Annotated in this window: 14 protein-coding genes; 4 read left to right on the forward strand and 10 right to left on the reverse strand. The window is 66.8% G+C overall.

Features of this window, described 5'->3' with window-relative positions:
* Positions 1–5: 5 nt before the first annotated feature.
* The 6 genes from AVAK2825_RS22135 to AVAK2825_RS22160 all read right to left on the reverse strand — a co-directional run bounded on the left by AVAK2825_RS22135 (position 6) and on the right by AVAK2825_RS22160 (position 5792).
* Positions 6–1181, reverse strand: coding sequence for an NAD(P)/FAD-dependent oxidoreductase (locus tag AVAK2825_RS22135; RefSeq protein WP_284402595.1), 1176 nt, complete (start codon positions 1179–1181; stop codon positions 6–8).
* Positions 1178–2620 (reverse strand): FAD-dependent oxidoreductase, encoded by a 1443-nt coding sequence (locus tag AVAK2825_RS22140; RefSeq protein WP_284402596.1) that lies wholly within the window; start codon positions 2618–2620, stop codon positions 1178–1180. Before AVAK2825_RS22140 ends, AVAK2825_RS22135 begins: the two co-directional genes overlap by 4 nt.
* A complete protein-coding gene (locus AVAK2825_RS22145) occupies positions 2617–2919 on the reverse strand; it encodes a (2Fe-2S)-binding protein (protein ID WP_284402597.1) in 303 nt (100 codons plus the stop codon). The genes AVAK2825_RS22140 and AVAK2825_RS22145 overlap by 4 nt, the downstream gene beginning before the upstream one ends.
* Before the next feature lie 4 nt (positions 2920–2923).
* On the reverse strand, positions 2924–3718 hold the full coding sequence (locus AVAK2825_RS22150; protein WP_284402599.1) for an ABC transporter permease: 795 nt from the start codon (positions 3716–3718) through the stop codon (positions 2924–2926).
* A gap of 95 nt (positions 3719–3813) precedes the next feature.
* Positions 3814–4686: an ABC transporter permease gene (locus AVAK2825_RS22155; RefSeq protein ID WP_284402600.1), complete on the reverse strand. Its 873-nt coding sequence runs from the start codon at positions 4684–4686 to the stop codon at positions 3814–3816.
* A complete protein-coding gene (locus tag AVAK2825_RS22160; RefSeq protein WP_284402601.1) occupies positions 4683–5792 on the reverse strand; it encodes an ABC transporter ATP-binding protein in 1110 nt (369 codons plus the stop codon). The genes AVAK2825_RS22155 and AVAK2825_RS22160 overlap by 4 nt, the downstream gene beginning before the upstream one ends.
* A gap of 284 nt (positions 5793–6076) precedes the next feature.
* Between AVAK2825_RS22160 and AVAK2825_RS22165 the strand changes: the two genes are divergently transcribed.
* Positions 6077–6949, forward strand: coding sequence for an IclR family transcriptional regulator (locus AVAK2825_RS22165; protein WP_284402602.1), 873 nt, complete (start codon positions 6077–6079; stop codon positions 6947–6949).
* A gap of 88 nt (positions 6950–7037) precedes the next feature.
* Here AVAK2825_RS22165 and AVAK2825_RS22170 read toward each other — a convergent pair whose 3' ends face one another.
* Positions 7038–7919 (reverse strand): LysR family transcriptional regulator, encoded by an 882-nt coding sequence (locus AVAK2825_RS22170; RefSeq protein ID WP_284402603.1) that lies wholly within the window; start codon positions 7917–7919, stop codon positions 7038–7040.
* Positions 7920–8071: 152 nt separating this feature from the next.
* On the opposite strand from AVAK2825_RS22170, the gene AVAK2825_RS22175 reads away from it, so the two are divergent.
* Complete coding sequence (locus AVAK2825_RS22175) at positions 8072–8983, forward strand: NADP-dependent oxidoreductase (protein WP_284402604.1); 912 nt, start codon at positions 8072–8074, stop codon at positions 8981–8983.
* 135 nt (positions 8984–9118) lie between these two features.
* Complete coding sequence (locus AVAK2825_RS22180; protein WP_284402605.1) at positions 9119–9895, forward strand: SDR family oxidoreductase; 777 nt, start codon at positions 9119–9121, stop codon at positions 9893–9895.
* Positions 9896–9960: 65 nt separating this feature from the next.
* Here the strand turns inward: AVAK2825_RS22180 and AVAK2825_RS22185 are convergent, their stop codons facing one another.
* From AVAK2825_RS22185 to AVAK2825_RS22195, 3 genes are all read right to left on the reverse strand, one after another.
* Complete coding sequence (locus tag AVAK2825_RS22185) at positions 9961–10425, reverse strand: DUF6678 family protein (RefSeq protein ID WP_284402606.1); 465 nt, start codon at positions 10423–10425, stop codon at positions 9961–9963.
* Positions 10426–10520: 95 nt separating this feature from the next.
* Positions 10521–11093 (reverse strand): DUF4256 domain-containing protein, encoded by a 573-nt coding sequence (locus tag AVAK2825_RS22190; RefSeq protein WP_284402607.1) that lies wholly within the window; start codon positions 11091–11093, stop codon positions 10521–10523.
* Positions 11094–11168: 75 nt separating this feature from the next.
* Positions 11169–11651 carry a GreA/GreB family elongation factor gene (locus AVAK2825_RS22195; RefSeq protein ID WP_284402608.1) on the reverse strand — a complete coding sequence of 161 codons (483 nt, stop codon included), beginning with the start codon at positions 11649–11651 and terminating at the stop codon, positions 11169–11171.
* A gap of 224 nt (positions 11652–11875) precedes the next feature.
* On the opposite strand from AVAK2825_RS22195, the gene AVAK2825_RS22200 reads away from it, so the two are divergent.
* The gene (locus AVAK2825_RS22200) at positions 11876–12448 is read left to right on the forward strand and encodes a DUF3885 domain-containing protein (RefSeq protein WP_284402609.1); all 573 of its coding nucleotides are present in this window, start codon (positions 11876–11878) and stop codon (positions 12446–12448) included.
* Positions 12449–12841 lie beyond the last annotated feature (393 nt).

The raw sequence follows: 12841 nt of genomic DNA on the forward strand, positions 1-12841 counted from the left end.
TCCTTTCAGTGGGGAACGGAGGGGGCGGGAGTCGGTTCGGCCGGCGATGGCGCGCCGAATCGGTCGATGGCGAAGGCGTCGATGGGCGTGGTGCTGCGGCCGTCGCGCGCCAGCTCGGCCAGCACCTCGCCCACCGCGGGGCCGATCTGGAAACCCGCGCCGGCAAAGCCGAAGCCGTGGATCAACCCCGGCGTGGTGCGGCTCGCCGAAAGCACCGGCTGGCGATCGGGCAGGTAGCCCTCGGTGCCGCTCCAGGTGCGAATGAAGTGCGCGTTCTTCAGGGCCGGCAGCAGTTCCACCGCCTGCACGCCCAGCGCTGCGATGGCGCTGCGCTCCGAACGGGCGCGATCGGCATCCACCGCAAAGCCCGATCCACCGCCCAGCACCAGATTGCCCCGCGCCACCTGGCGGCAGTAGATGCCGCCGCCCTCCACGCCCAGGCTCCAGTGCATGAAGAACGGCAGCGGCTCGGTCACCGCCATGGCCGGGTGGCCGGAATGCAGAGGCACCGCCTCGCCGAACTGCGCGGCCAGCGGCCCGGCCCAGGCGCCCGCGCAGTTGAGCAGCACCGGGGCGCGCACCTGCAGCGCGGTGCCCGAGCGCAGCGTGAACCGCTGCCCGTCGTGCACCACTTCGGTCAGCGGGGTGCGCTCGAAAATCTGCGCGCCCGCGCGCCGGGCGGCCAGCGCGAACGCGGGCGACACCAGGCGCGGGTTGGCCTGCCCGTCGTCGGGGCAGAGCGACCCGCCCACGGCGCGCCCACCCAGCCAGGGGCAGCGCTCGCGCAGCGTGGCGCCCGACACCAGTTGAATGCCGAGGCCGAAATCGCGGCTCATCTCGGCGTATTGCTCCAGCGCAGCCATGTCGGCCTCGCTTCGCCCGATCTTGAAATGCCCGCTGCGCAGGTACTCGCCGTCGGTGCCGACCAGCTCGGGCAGGCATGCCCAGATCTCGTGCGCGCGCTGGGCCAGCGGCAACTGGCTCAAGGGCCGGCCCTGACGGCGCACGCCGCCGTAGTTGACGCCGCTGGAGCGCGAGCCGCACAGGTCGCGCTCCAGCAGCACCACGGCCACGCCCCGGCGGCGCAGCGCCAGCGCGGCCGAGGCGCCGACAATGCCGCCGCCCACGATGGCGACGTCGGTGTCCACGGTGCGGATCGCTGTCGTATGGGCGGCGGTCATGCAGCGGGCTCCACGGCGCTGCCCTGCTCTGCAGCGCGGACTTGCCAGTGAATCGGAATGGGCTTGATCGGTGCCTGCCCGCGCAGGCGGCCCACCAGCTCCACCGGCCGGCCCGTGGCATGCGCCAGTATTTCAGCGGCGGCCACGCCGCACATGCGGCCCTGGCAGCGGCCCATGCCCACGCGGGTCAGCGCTTTCAAGCGGTTCATCTCGTCGGCCCCGGCATCGCGCGCACAGGTCCGCAAGTCGCCCGCAGTGACGTGCTCGCAGCGGCACACCACCACGTCGTCGGGCGCCTGCGCCGCCCAGTGGACAGGGAAAGGAAACGCCCGCTCCAGCCCGCGCCGGAACCGCACCAGGCCCGCCAGTCGGCGCTCCAGGGTGGCAGCGCGGGCCGGGTCCACCGCCATGCCCAGGTCGGCCAGCAACGCAAGCGCGGCGCGTTCGCCCGCCCACTCGGCCGCGTCCGCGCCTTGGATACCGGCGCCATCGCCCGCCAGGTAAACGCCCGGCACGCTGGAGCGGCCTGCGCTGTCGCGCTCGGGCAGGTGGGCGCGCTGCAGGGGAGCCCAGGCGAAGCGGCAGCCCAGCAGGTCGGCCAGTTGCGTTTCGGACCGCAGGGCGTAGCCGAAGCCGACCGCGTCGCAGGGCACCGTGTGCTCCTGATGGCCGTCGCTCCACACCACGCCCGCCACGCGGGCGGTATCGGCAGGGCCTTCGCCGCCCAGGATGCGAACGGGCTGCACGCCGGTGTGCACTGGCACGCCATGCGCGCGCAGCCAGCCCACGTAATACAGGCCCTTGGCCAGCAGGGCCGGTTGCGCCAGCATGCCGGGCAGCGCGGCGCACTGGTCAGCGAAGCGCGCAGTGTCCAGCACGGCGGCCACCTTCACACCCGCCCCGGCGCCGGCTTTCGCATATTGGTAGGCCACCAGGTACAGCAGCGGGCCGGTGCCCATCAGCACCACGCTGCGCCCGATGGTGCAGCCCTGGAACTTGAGCGCCACCTGTGCGCCGCCCAGCGTGTACACGCCCGGCAGCGTCCAGCCCGGCAGGGGCAGCACGCGGTCGGTGGCGCCGCTGGCCACGATGAGCGGGCCGTGCGCCACCGAGCGCGCGGTCTGCGTGGGGCCGTGCAGCACGTCCAGCACGCCGCCGTGCGCGTTCCACACCAGGCTGTCGGGCTGGTAGTCGATGCGTCCGTGAAGGCCGTCCAGCGTGCTGTGCAGCGCGGTGGCGCGCGCCGCTTCGGTGCCGTACAGCGTGTGCGCGGTGCGCTCGAAGTGGGCGGGTGGGCGGCGGTAGATCTGCCCGCCGCCGCGCGCGGCCTCGTCGATCAGCACGGGCCGCAGGCCGTGCGCGGCCAGGGTTTGCGCGGCGCGAATGCCCGCGGGGCCCGCGCCCACGATCACGGGGGGCAAGGGATTGCTGGCGGTCATGCCGTGCCCTCGCCAGTGATCAGGGCCATGCCGGCCACCACGAAGGTGGAGCAGGCGCGCAGCCGTTCGCCGCCGGCCGTCTGCACCCAGCAGTCCTGGCAGGCGCCCATGAGGCAGAACCCCGCGCGCGGCTCGTGGCTGAACTCGTTGCGGCGCAGCCGGGCGCGGTGGGTCAGGATGGCGGTCAGCACCGTGTCGCCTTGCAAGGCGGTGGCGGGCTCGCCGTCCAGCGTGAAGGACAAGGGCGCGCGGTGCGTTTCGGCCACGCGGTGCAGCAATGCGGTGGGGGTTGCAGCCATGGCGTTACTTGCGCCCCACCAGCACGCGGTCCAGGCCATAGACCCGGTCCAGCAGCACCATGGCGCAGGCGGTGAGGGCCACCATCAGCGCCGACACGGCGGCCATCAACGGGTCGATCGACTCGGTGGCGTACATGTACATGCGCACCGGCAGCGTCACCGTGCTGGGCGAGGTCACGAAGATCGACATCGTCACTTCGTCGAAACTGTTGATGAACGCCAGCAGCCAGCCCCCCGTCACGCCCGGCAGGATCATGGGCAGCGTGATGCGCGTGAACACCGTCGCCTGGCTGGCGCCCAGCGACAGCGCCGCGTGCTCGGCGCTGCGGTCGAAGCCCACCAGCGCCGCCACCACCAGCCGCAGCGTGTAGGGCGTGACGATGAGCGCATGCGCCGCCACCAGCCAGCCGAAGCTGCCCGTGCCGCCCGTCAGCGCGAACAGGCGCAGCAGCGCCACGCCCAGCACCAGGTGCGGAATGATCAGCGGCGACAGAAACAATCCGTTCAGGAACCCGCGCCCCGCGAACTCGTAGCGGGTGATGGCGATGCCCGCAGGCACCGCCAGCACGGTCGCCAGCGTGGCCGAGGCCAGCGCCAGCCACAGGCTGTTCCAGAACGACTGCATGAAGTCCGGGTGCTCGAACACCGCCCTGAACCAGCGCAGCGAGAACTCGGTGGTCGGCAGCGTGAGCGTGTTGTGCGGTGTGAACGCCACGATGCACACCACCACCAGCGGGGCGAGCATGAAGGTGATGACCAGGGCGTTGAACGCCAAGGCGATGGGGCCGTTCTTGTTCATGGATCAGGACTCCCGCCGGGCCGCCCGAAGGGAGGCCTGCGCGCCCTTGGGGGGCAGCAAATGCACGAAGTGATGGAGCGTGGGGGTCGTCATGTTCAACCCAGCGCTTTCTTGTAGCGGCCCTCGACCAGGCGGTTGTAGCTCAGCATCACCACCAGATTGGCCACCAGCAGCGTGAGCGCGATCGCCGCGCCCAGCGGCCAGTTCAGTTCGTGCAGGTACTCGTCGTACACCACCGTGGCGACCATCTTGAGCCGCCGCCCGCCCAGCAGGCCGGGAATGGCGAACGAACTGGCCGCCAGCCCGAACACGATCAGGCTGCCCGACAAAATGCCCGGCATCACCTGCGGCAGCACGATGCGCCGCAGCGTGGTGAACGGCGTGGCCTGCAGCGACAGCGCGGCGTTCGCCACACCCGGGTCCAGCTTTTGCAGCGATGTCCACACCGGGATCACCATGAACGGCAGCATCACATGCACCAGCGCCACCACCACGGCGACCTCGGTGTAGAGCATCTTGAGCGGGCCGATGCCGAAGAGCTGCAGCGCACCGTTCACCAGCCCCTCGGGGCCCAGCAGCATGCTCCAGCCGAAGGCCCGCACCACCACCGACACCAGCAGTGGCGCCAGCACCACCAGCAGCAAAATCGAACGCCAGGGATTGCCCATGCGGCTCAGGATGTAGGCCTCGGGCGCGCCGATGGCCACGCAAATCAGCGTGACCACGCCGGCGATCCAGAACGTGCGCCAGAAGATCGCGTGGTAGTACGAGTCGGTGAAGACGTGCGCGTAGTGCTCCAGCGTGAATTCGCCCGCCTTCACGCCCGTGGCCGGGTCGAACGCGTTGAACGACAGCACGGCCGTGAGCGCCAGCGGCACCAGCAGCAGCACGGTGAACATCACCAGCGCCGGGCCCGACAGCCACCAGGGCGCGGCCCTCCTTTGCAGCGACGTGGCGGCCACGCTCATGGCGCCACCTCGGTGGCGGCGGCCTCGGTCTCCAGCTCGGCCAGGGCCGCCTCGTCGGCGGGCAGCAGGCGCATGCAGTGGTCGGGCCAGTCCACGCCCGTGCGCTCGCCCTCGGCCAGCGCAGCGCGGCCGTCGTTGGGCGCGAGCACCATCAGGTCGCCCACCGGCGTGCCGACGCGGTAGAGCCACTGGCTGCCCAGAAAGAACCGCTCGCACACCTCGCCATCGAGCCGGCCCTGCACGGCGGGCACCAGCTGGGCTTTTTCAGGGCGCACGCTCAGCAGCACGGCAGCGCCGGGACGAAAGCGGGGGCCATCCACCTCCACCGCCAGCGGGCCCACCGACACATGCGTGTGCGTGCCGTTGGCATGCGTCACCTTGCCGGGCAGCAGATTGGCCTTTCCCACGAAGGTGGAGATGAACCGCGTGCGCGGGTGCTCGTACACGCGGTGGGGGTGGTCGATCTGCGTGGCGCGGCCGGCCTCCATCACCACCACGCGGTCGCTGATCGACATGGCCTCGCTCTGGTCGTGCGTGACCATGATCGTGGTGGTGCCCACTTTGCGCTGGATCTGCCGCAGCTCGAACTGCATCTCCTCGCGCAACTTGGCGTCGAGGTTGGACAAAGGCTCGTCCAGCAGCAGCACCGGCGGCTCGATCACCAAAGCACGCGCCAGGGCCACGCGCTGGCGTTGCCCACCCGACAGCTCGCGCGGGTAGCGGGTGGCGTGCTGCTCCAAGTGCACCAGCGCCAGGGCGTGGGCCACGCGCTCGGCGCGTTCGGCCTTCGGAATCTTGCGCATCTCCAGGCCGAAGGCCACGTTGGCCGCCACCGTCATGTGCGGAAACAGCGCATAGCTTTGGAACACGATGCCCAGCCCGCGCGTGTTGGCCTTGGCATGGGTGATGTCTCGGCCGTCCAGCTCGATGCGCCCGCTGGTCACCGCCTCGAACCCCGCCACCATCTGCAGCGTGGTCGTCTTGCCGCAGCCCGAGGGGCCCAGCAACGAGACGAACTCCCCCTTTTGCACCGTGAGGTTCATCGCCGACACCGCACAGGTGCTGCCATAGAACTTGGTGACATCCGCGAGTTTGAGAAACGACATGGAAGAAGCCTTTCCGGGAGCTGCATCGCGCGGGCGGCCGGGCCCTGCCGATGCTTGCAAACCTGCTGTAGAGCGGCAACGGCCACTGCCTTCTTGCGCTGGTGCACCCGGGTGGTGCGCCAGGCGCGCAAAGTTGAAGCAGCCACTGATTTCAATTCACTCTATTGCAATAAACAAACCAAGGCACTTCTGGTATTCCATTAATCAGAACTTTTCTTGAATTTATTCCATTCAATGAAATATCATGCCGATCCATTGAAGCCAAAATTCCACAGGAGCGATGCATGCAAGCACCAGCCACCGCCACGGGCGGCGTCCCCCGCGTGTTCGCGGTCATCCGGGCCTTGTCGGCCGTGCAGGCCGAGGGCGGCCGGGTCACCCAATTGGCGCGCGCGGTCGGCCTCACGCAGGGCACCACGCACCGTTTGCTGCAATCGCTGGTGGCCGAAGGCATGGCCGAGCAGGACGAGCGCACCAAGCTGTACCGCCTGAGCATGGATTTCTTCGCCCTGGCTGCCAAAGCCGGCAACCCCGGCGACCTGCGCAGCCTGTGCCGGCCCGTGCTGCTGCGCCTGTGCGCCAGCCTGGGCGACAGCATCTTTCTGCTGGTGCGCAGCGGCTTCGACGCCGTGTGCCTGGACCGCAGCGAAGGCCCCTTCCCCATCCGATCCTTCACCGGCGACATCGGCGGCCGCGTGGCCCTGGGCGTGGGCCAGGGCGCGCTGGCCATCCTGGCCTTTCTGCCCGAGGCCGAGCGGGAAGAAGTGATCCGCTTCAACCTCTCGCGCGTGCGAGAGTACGGCGTGTTCGACGAGGTGTACCTGCGCACCGAAATCGAGCGCGTGCGCCAGCTGGGCTATGCCGGGCGCAACACGGGCCTGCTGGAAGGCATGGCCGGCGTAGCCGTGCCCATCTGCGACCGGGAAGGCCGGGCCGTGGCCGCCCTGAGCGTGGGCACCATCGCCGACCGGCTCAATACCGACCGCATGCCGACCGTGGTGGAACTGCTCAAGCGGGAGGCAGCGGCCATCGGGCCGAAGATCAACCCGTTCGATGCCACGCTGCGGCGGCCGGCGCAGAGTTTGGCGAGTTCGCCGGCCGAGCAGCAGTTCGTGCCCGGGGCGGACCGGTCGGCCGGCGTGGCCGCATCCGACTGACCGGCTCAAGCCCGTCGAAACGGATCACCAAGCATCGCATTCCCCAAAAAATGCGCGGTGCAGAGCGCCTGGCCCCCACCTGCCCGCCTCATGCGGCGAAATGATCGCAAAGGAAATCCACGAAGGCGGTGACCTTGGGGCTCACGAGCCGGCGTGATGCGTGCAGCACCCAGCCTTCGGGCTGGGCCCCCTGCACCACGCCCCACTCGACGATGCGCCCGGCGGCCAGGTCCGGCGCCACGGCGGTGCGTGGCACCAGGGCCGGGCCTGCGCCCGCGAGCACCGCGTTTCGAATGAGCAGCGGGGTCGAGTAGCGCAACAGGGGCTTGGGCAGGTACGTGCGCACGTTGCCGGCCTGGTCGACCACCGTCCAGGGCTTCGCCACGGTGCGGCCCGTGCGCGTGACCGCCGGGAGTTCGATGCCGCCGCCGGGTGCCGCGGCATTCGCTGGCGGCATTGGCCAATTTGGCGGCGCGACCAGCAGCAACTGATCGCGCAAAAAACAGCGGCCGACCAGCGTATCGTCCGGCCGCGGATTGAAGCGCACGACGATGTCGTACCCGTCGCCTACCAGATCGACGAGGCGGTCTTCCGCCGTGACCTCCAGCCGCACCTCGGGGTGCGCGCGCAAAAATTCCGCGCCCAGCTGTCCCATCGCCACGTGCGCGAACAGCAGCGGTGTGCTGACGCGCAGCACGCCGCGCGGCCGGCCGATGCCGGACTTCAGCTCATCGACCACCTGCGTGATCTCGCCGAAAGGATCGGCCGTGCGCGAATGCAAGATGGCGCCCTCCGGCGTCAACTGCAATTTGCGGGTACCCCGCTCGACGAGGCGCACGCCCAGGGCATCCTCCAGAGCCCGCACGCGGCGGGACAGCGTGGCCTTCGGCACGCCGCTGGCGCGGCTGGCGCTGCCGAACCCGCCGTGGGTCGCCACCCGATTGAAGTCGGCCAATGCCGTGATATCCATACTTTGTTCCATTGATGGGACGCCATGTCCATATTTCTTGGACTATGCACCATTCCTGAGCCACTGAACAATCACGGCGTGGGCAAGCACTGGCCGCCAACCGGCCCGCTTCACTGCCCGCTCCCTTCACCCCATCAGCAAGGAATGCCCCCATGAAAGCAGTACGGTTTCACCAATACGGTGGCCCAGAGGTTCTGGCCATCGAAGACATCGCGAAGCCCGCGCCTGGCCCCGGCCAGGTGCGCATCGCGGTCAAGGCGGCAGGCGTCAATCCGATCGACTGGAAACTGCGAGCCGGCTACATGCACGCGATGATGCCCATCGCCATGCCCGCCGGCAGCGGGTTCGACGCGGCAGGCATCGTCGATGCCGTGGGCGAAGGCGTGTCCGGCGTGGCCGTGGGCGACGCCGTCTTCGGCAAGGGCATCGACACGATGGCCGAATACGCCGTCCTGCAGGAATGGGCCGCGAAGCCGCAGGGCCTGTCTTTCGAAGAAGCCGCAGGCTACGCGGTCGCGGTCGAAACGGCCACGCGCATCATTGCCGAAGTGGGCGTGAAGCCGGGCGAGACGCTCCTGGTCAGCGGCGCCGCCGGGGGCGTGGGATCGGCCGTGATCCAGCTGGCCAAAGCCGCCGGCATCCGCACGATCGGCACCGCCAGCGCCGCCAAGCACGACTACCTGCGCTCGCTGGGCGCCACCCCGACGACCTACGGGCCCGGGCTGGCCGATCGCGTGGCCGCACTGGCGCCGCAAGGCGTGCAAGCCGCACTCGACATTGCCGGCTCTGGCGTCATTCCGGAACTGGTGGCGATCACCGGCGACGCATCGAAAGTGCTGTCGATCTCCGACCTGTCGGCCCCGCAACACGGCGCCAAAACCTCGTTCGAACCCATGGACGCGGCCCTGGCCAGCAAGGCGCTGGCGGGTGCGGCATCGCTGTTCAACGCCGGCGCATTCCAATTGCCCGTCGAGCAAACCTTTCCGCTGGACCGCATCGCCGCCGCGCATGAACTCAGCGCGCAAGGCCACGTGACCGGACGGCTCGTCATCACCTTGAACTGACGGATCGGAGGCCGGGCCCTCATGGCCTGGCCTCTTTCAACCCCATCGATTGCCCAAGCGGCGCCTGGAAGACCGCATGCGCCATCCAACGACCGTCAATCTCCACCTTCTACCGTCAGGCAACAAGGCCACACCATGGACATCAGCAGCAACACCGTCCTGATCACCGGCGGTTCGTCCGGCATCGGGCTGGAACTGGCGAAGCAGCTTCTGCACCTCGGCAACACCGTGATCGTCACCGGCCGCAACCCCGCCAAGCTGGCGGCCGTGAGCCGCTCGCTACCCGGCATCCACACCCGGGTTTGCGACGTGGCCGACCCCGCGTCCATCCGCGCGATGCACCAGACGCTGCCCCAGGAGTTTCCGGCACTGAACGTCGTCATCCACTGCGCCGGCATCATGCGAAAGATCAATCTCCAGAGCCCCACGGACGATCTGCAAGGCCTGACCCAGGAAGTCGAAACGAATCTGAAAGGCACCCTCTGGGTCAACCAGATGTTCCTGCCCCACCTGAAAAAACAGCCGCGCGCGGCGATCGTCAATGTGTCTTCGGGGTTGGCCTTCGTGCCCATGGCCATCGCGCCCATCTACTGCGCGACCAAGGCGGGCCTGCATGCCTATACACGGTCGCTGCGACTGCAGCTCGAACGCACCCGCGTGCAGGTCTTCGAGCTGGCGCCACCGGGCACGGATACCTCGCTGTTCTCGGGCGATTTCACGAAGGAAGATGTGGGCGGCGTCACCCCGATGCCGGTCGAAACCCTGGTGAAACATGCCTTGGCCGGGCTGCGGAAAGACAAGCTCGAGATTCGGCCGGGGTTGAGCAACGTCTTGAAGATCGCATCGCGCATCGCACCGAATTTCATGTTCGCGCAGTTGGGCAAGTCGGTGGATTTGATGCGGGACCACTGAGCCGGGCGAGCGATCTTTGCCGCAATGTGTGCAACGACGCGGCCAGGGGCTTTCCCGTCCACCCGTCAGACAGCGTTCGACTTAGGCCATGGACCGCCGCCCCTCTCACGCCAATCTGGCTGTGGCCCAGGCCGGGTATAGCCCCACACCCGAATGACTCCCGCCTCCACGGAATAGGGAATGCTGTGGCGCTTGAGGACCTCTTGCAGCCAGTGTGCCGAGGCCGCTTGAAGCTCGATCCACTCCCACTCCGCGACCGGATGGAGGTGGTAGTAGAACTCACCATCCCATGCAGTACAGAACCCTGGTGGCGCGAAAACGCTGCGGCCCCGGAACTGGGGATGCTGCTCGACCGGTGCCGCGAGCATCTCGGCACGCAGCTCCGCCCATTTGGTGTGATTGAGCGCCGGATACAGCTCCCCGCGCTGGACCATGGCTGACAAGCGCTTCATGTCTTCATCGGTTGGGCGAGGCATTGCCTTGCTATCCCATTTGCACAGACGGGTCACATGGCGCTCCGAAATTTCCATCGTTCAGTCCAGTCGCAGGCAACGATGCACGCCACGATAACGACGCCTGCAGCAGGTCCGGGTTCCTATCGCGGCACGCCAATTTAAAGGCTGCCTCACACGCTCACTGAGCCCCTGAACCCTCGCGCAGCGTAGTAAGACTCGGCCCCGTTGTGGTACACGAAGACCCTGCCGTAGCGCCTGTCGCAAAACAGCGCGCCGCCGAGTTGTCTGATTTCCCGCGGCGTGGCGACCCAGCTGGACGTTTTGCGGTCGAACTCCCCAAACTGTTGAAGCGTCCGGTATTGGTCCTCCGTCAGCAGCGAGATGCCCATGGCAGCGGCCACGTCCTCCGCGTTGTTCTCTGGCTTGTTCTGCTTGCGGGCATTCCATGCCGCTGCGTCATAGCAGAGGCTTCTGCGGCCCGACGGGCTTTCGGCGGCGCAGTCGCAGAAAACGCAGGTGCCGGCGGCATCCGCTGTTCCGATGACATCGGGTTCGCCTCCTGTGGCCTCCATGGCGTGGAGCACCTTCAGCTTTTCGGGATTGTTTTGCAAACGCGCATGGACGTGGGCCCAATCGACACCGGGGTGCCTGTGAGTGTTCTGCTGGAACCGCTGCTGCAATACTTCGAGGATGAGGTCGCCCTTGTCTGTTTTCACGTCGCTCCACTCCTGTTTGAACATCATTTTTGCCAGCGGATGCGTGCATGAGGTCTGAACGTCCGCTGACCTCGTGTTGATTCTGCTTGACCTTGCAACGGCTCAATGCACCCGAAGCACCTCAAACTGCTGCCGGCTCGGAGCGAGCTGTATCGACACTTCATCCCCCTCGCATTTACCCAGCATGGCCCTGCCCAAAGGGGCTTCGCAGCTGATGACCTGAACGAGCTGACCGCCGCTGACCAACTTCATGCTGCCCCCATCCGGGCCGAGAAAGATCTGCTGCTCCTTGTCGTCGGAATCGACCAGGCAGACCAGCGCGCCGAGCTGTATGCCTTTGCTGGCGTCGTAGGGGCGCGGGCGGAATTGGCGCCAATGGGCCAGCGCCTGACGGATGGCTTCGGCGCGCCGAGCCTGGCCGGTCGCCAGATAGGCGGCTTCAAGCCCCAAGGTGTCGTATTTGTTCTCGGCGATGTTTTCTTCATGGGTCGCCGTTTCATGGGCCGCCCGCATTGCCTGCTCGGTTTGCAGCAGGTCTTCTGAGAGCCGTTCCAACACCTGCTGCTGTAGCAAAAATTTATCCATGATCAAAGTGAGGCATGTCGAAGGAGCGGTGGGCAGGTCTTGATTGTGAAGGGCTCCGACAGACTTCGAACGCTTCCGTTGGCCACAGGCCAACTTCAGCGATGGAGCGATGCCGCAGCTCAATCGGCTAAGCCATTGGCAGAATTGACCAATCACCCGACACTTGGCATTGGCCTCACTCAGGGGACTCCATCAACAAAAGATGCTCGGATAGAGTGACGGATATGCGTCCTGATCCCCTTGCCTGGTGGCATTCTGAGTTCGGCGAGATTGCGCCTCGCGGGCATCTTCTGCGTCGCGCTCTCAGCGCGCAATGGGTGCGGTTTCATTCACTCCCTGAATCGAAACGGTACGCTGAGTCGCTGGACGAATACGCCGAAATTGAACATCGACATTGTCTCGTCGCATCAGCGCTCTTCAGCGCCAACGAGCCCTTGTACGTCTTTCGCGCGCTTGGCGAGGAAGCCAGGCTGCGTGGAAAGGCCAAGCATCAGCTTGCCGGGCGCCAATTCAGAGAGGCCGTTGCTGTGATGCAGCCCGAAAGTCTTGGGCAGGACGAAGAGGATCGAATGTATGTCCGGGCTTTGGTTTGCCACTGGAAACCGGATTTCTTCGAAGCTGCGATTCGCCTACTCGCAGACTGGAAAGCGGTGGGCATCTCGTTTGTTTCTCCGGCGACAAAAAACATTTTCTGTCCCTACGACGGTGGGATGGACGTCTTCACGCACTCCATCGCACCCGAAGAGCTTCGTGCCCGCTTTACGGACTGGCTATCGCCCCGTCCGGACGGTCTATGAACGACGGCTTGGGGCCAAAGCGAACATCCGTCTCAACCGAAATTGGCCATACGTGACAGACCTTGAAACCACGAATCAGTATGCGGCGACCAGGATAGAACCCCGCGAACAGGTCGACATTTCCCCAATAACTGTCCAGCGCAGGTCCACTGGCGGCGCCACGTTGCCATGGCAGGAAGAACTGAGGCGATCCGACAAGCTGCGAAAAATAACTGTGGCTCGATCGAGAACCACGACGACTCAAGCATGCTGCAGACATTCCAAGTGCTAAGGAAGCTCTGCACAAAACACGCACGAACGTGCTGATGCCTTGAGCCAGTTGGAACGCGATGGGCCAACCCCTGATTTATCTCAGCTCCGGTGCCTGTGGCACGAACTGGCGGCCTGAATGGC

It is taken from the genome of Acidovorax sp. SUPP2825, from assembly GCF_030158995.1.
In the GTDB taxonomy this organism is placed as follows: Bacteria; Pseudomonadota; Gammaproteobacteria; order Burkholderiales; family Burkholderiaceae_C; genus Paracidovorax.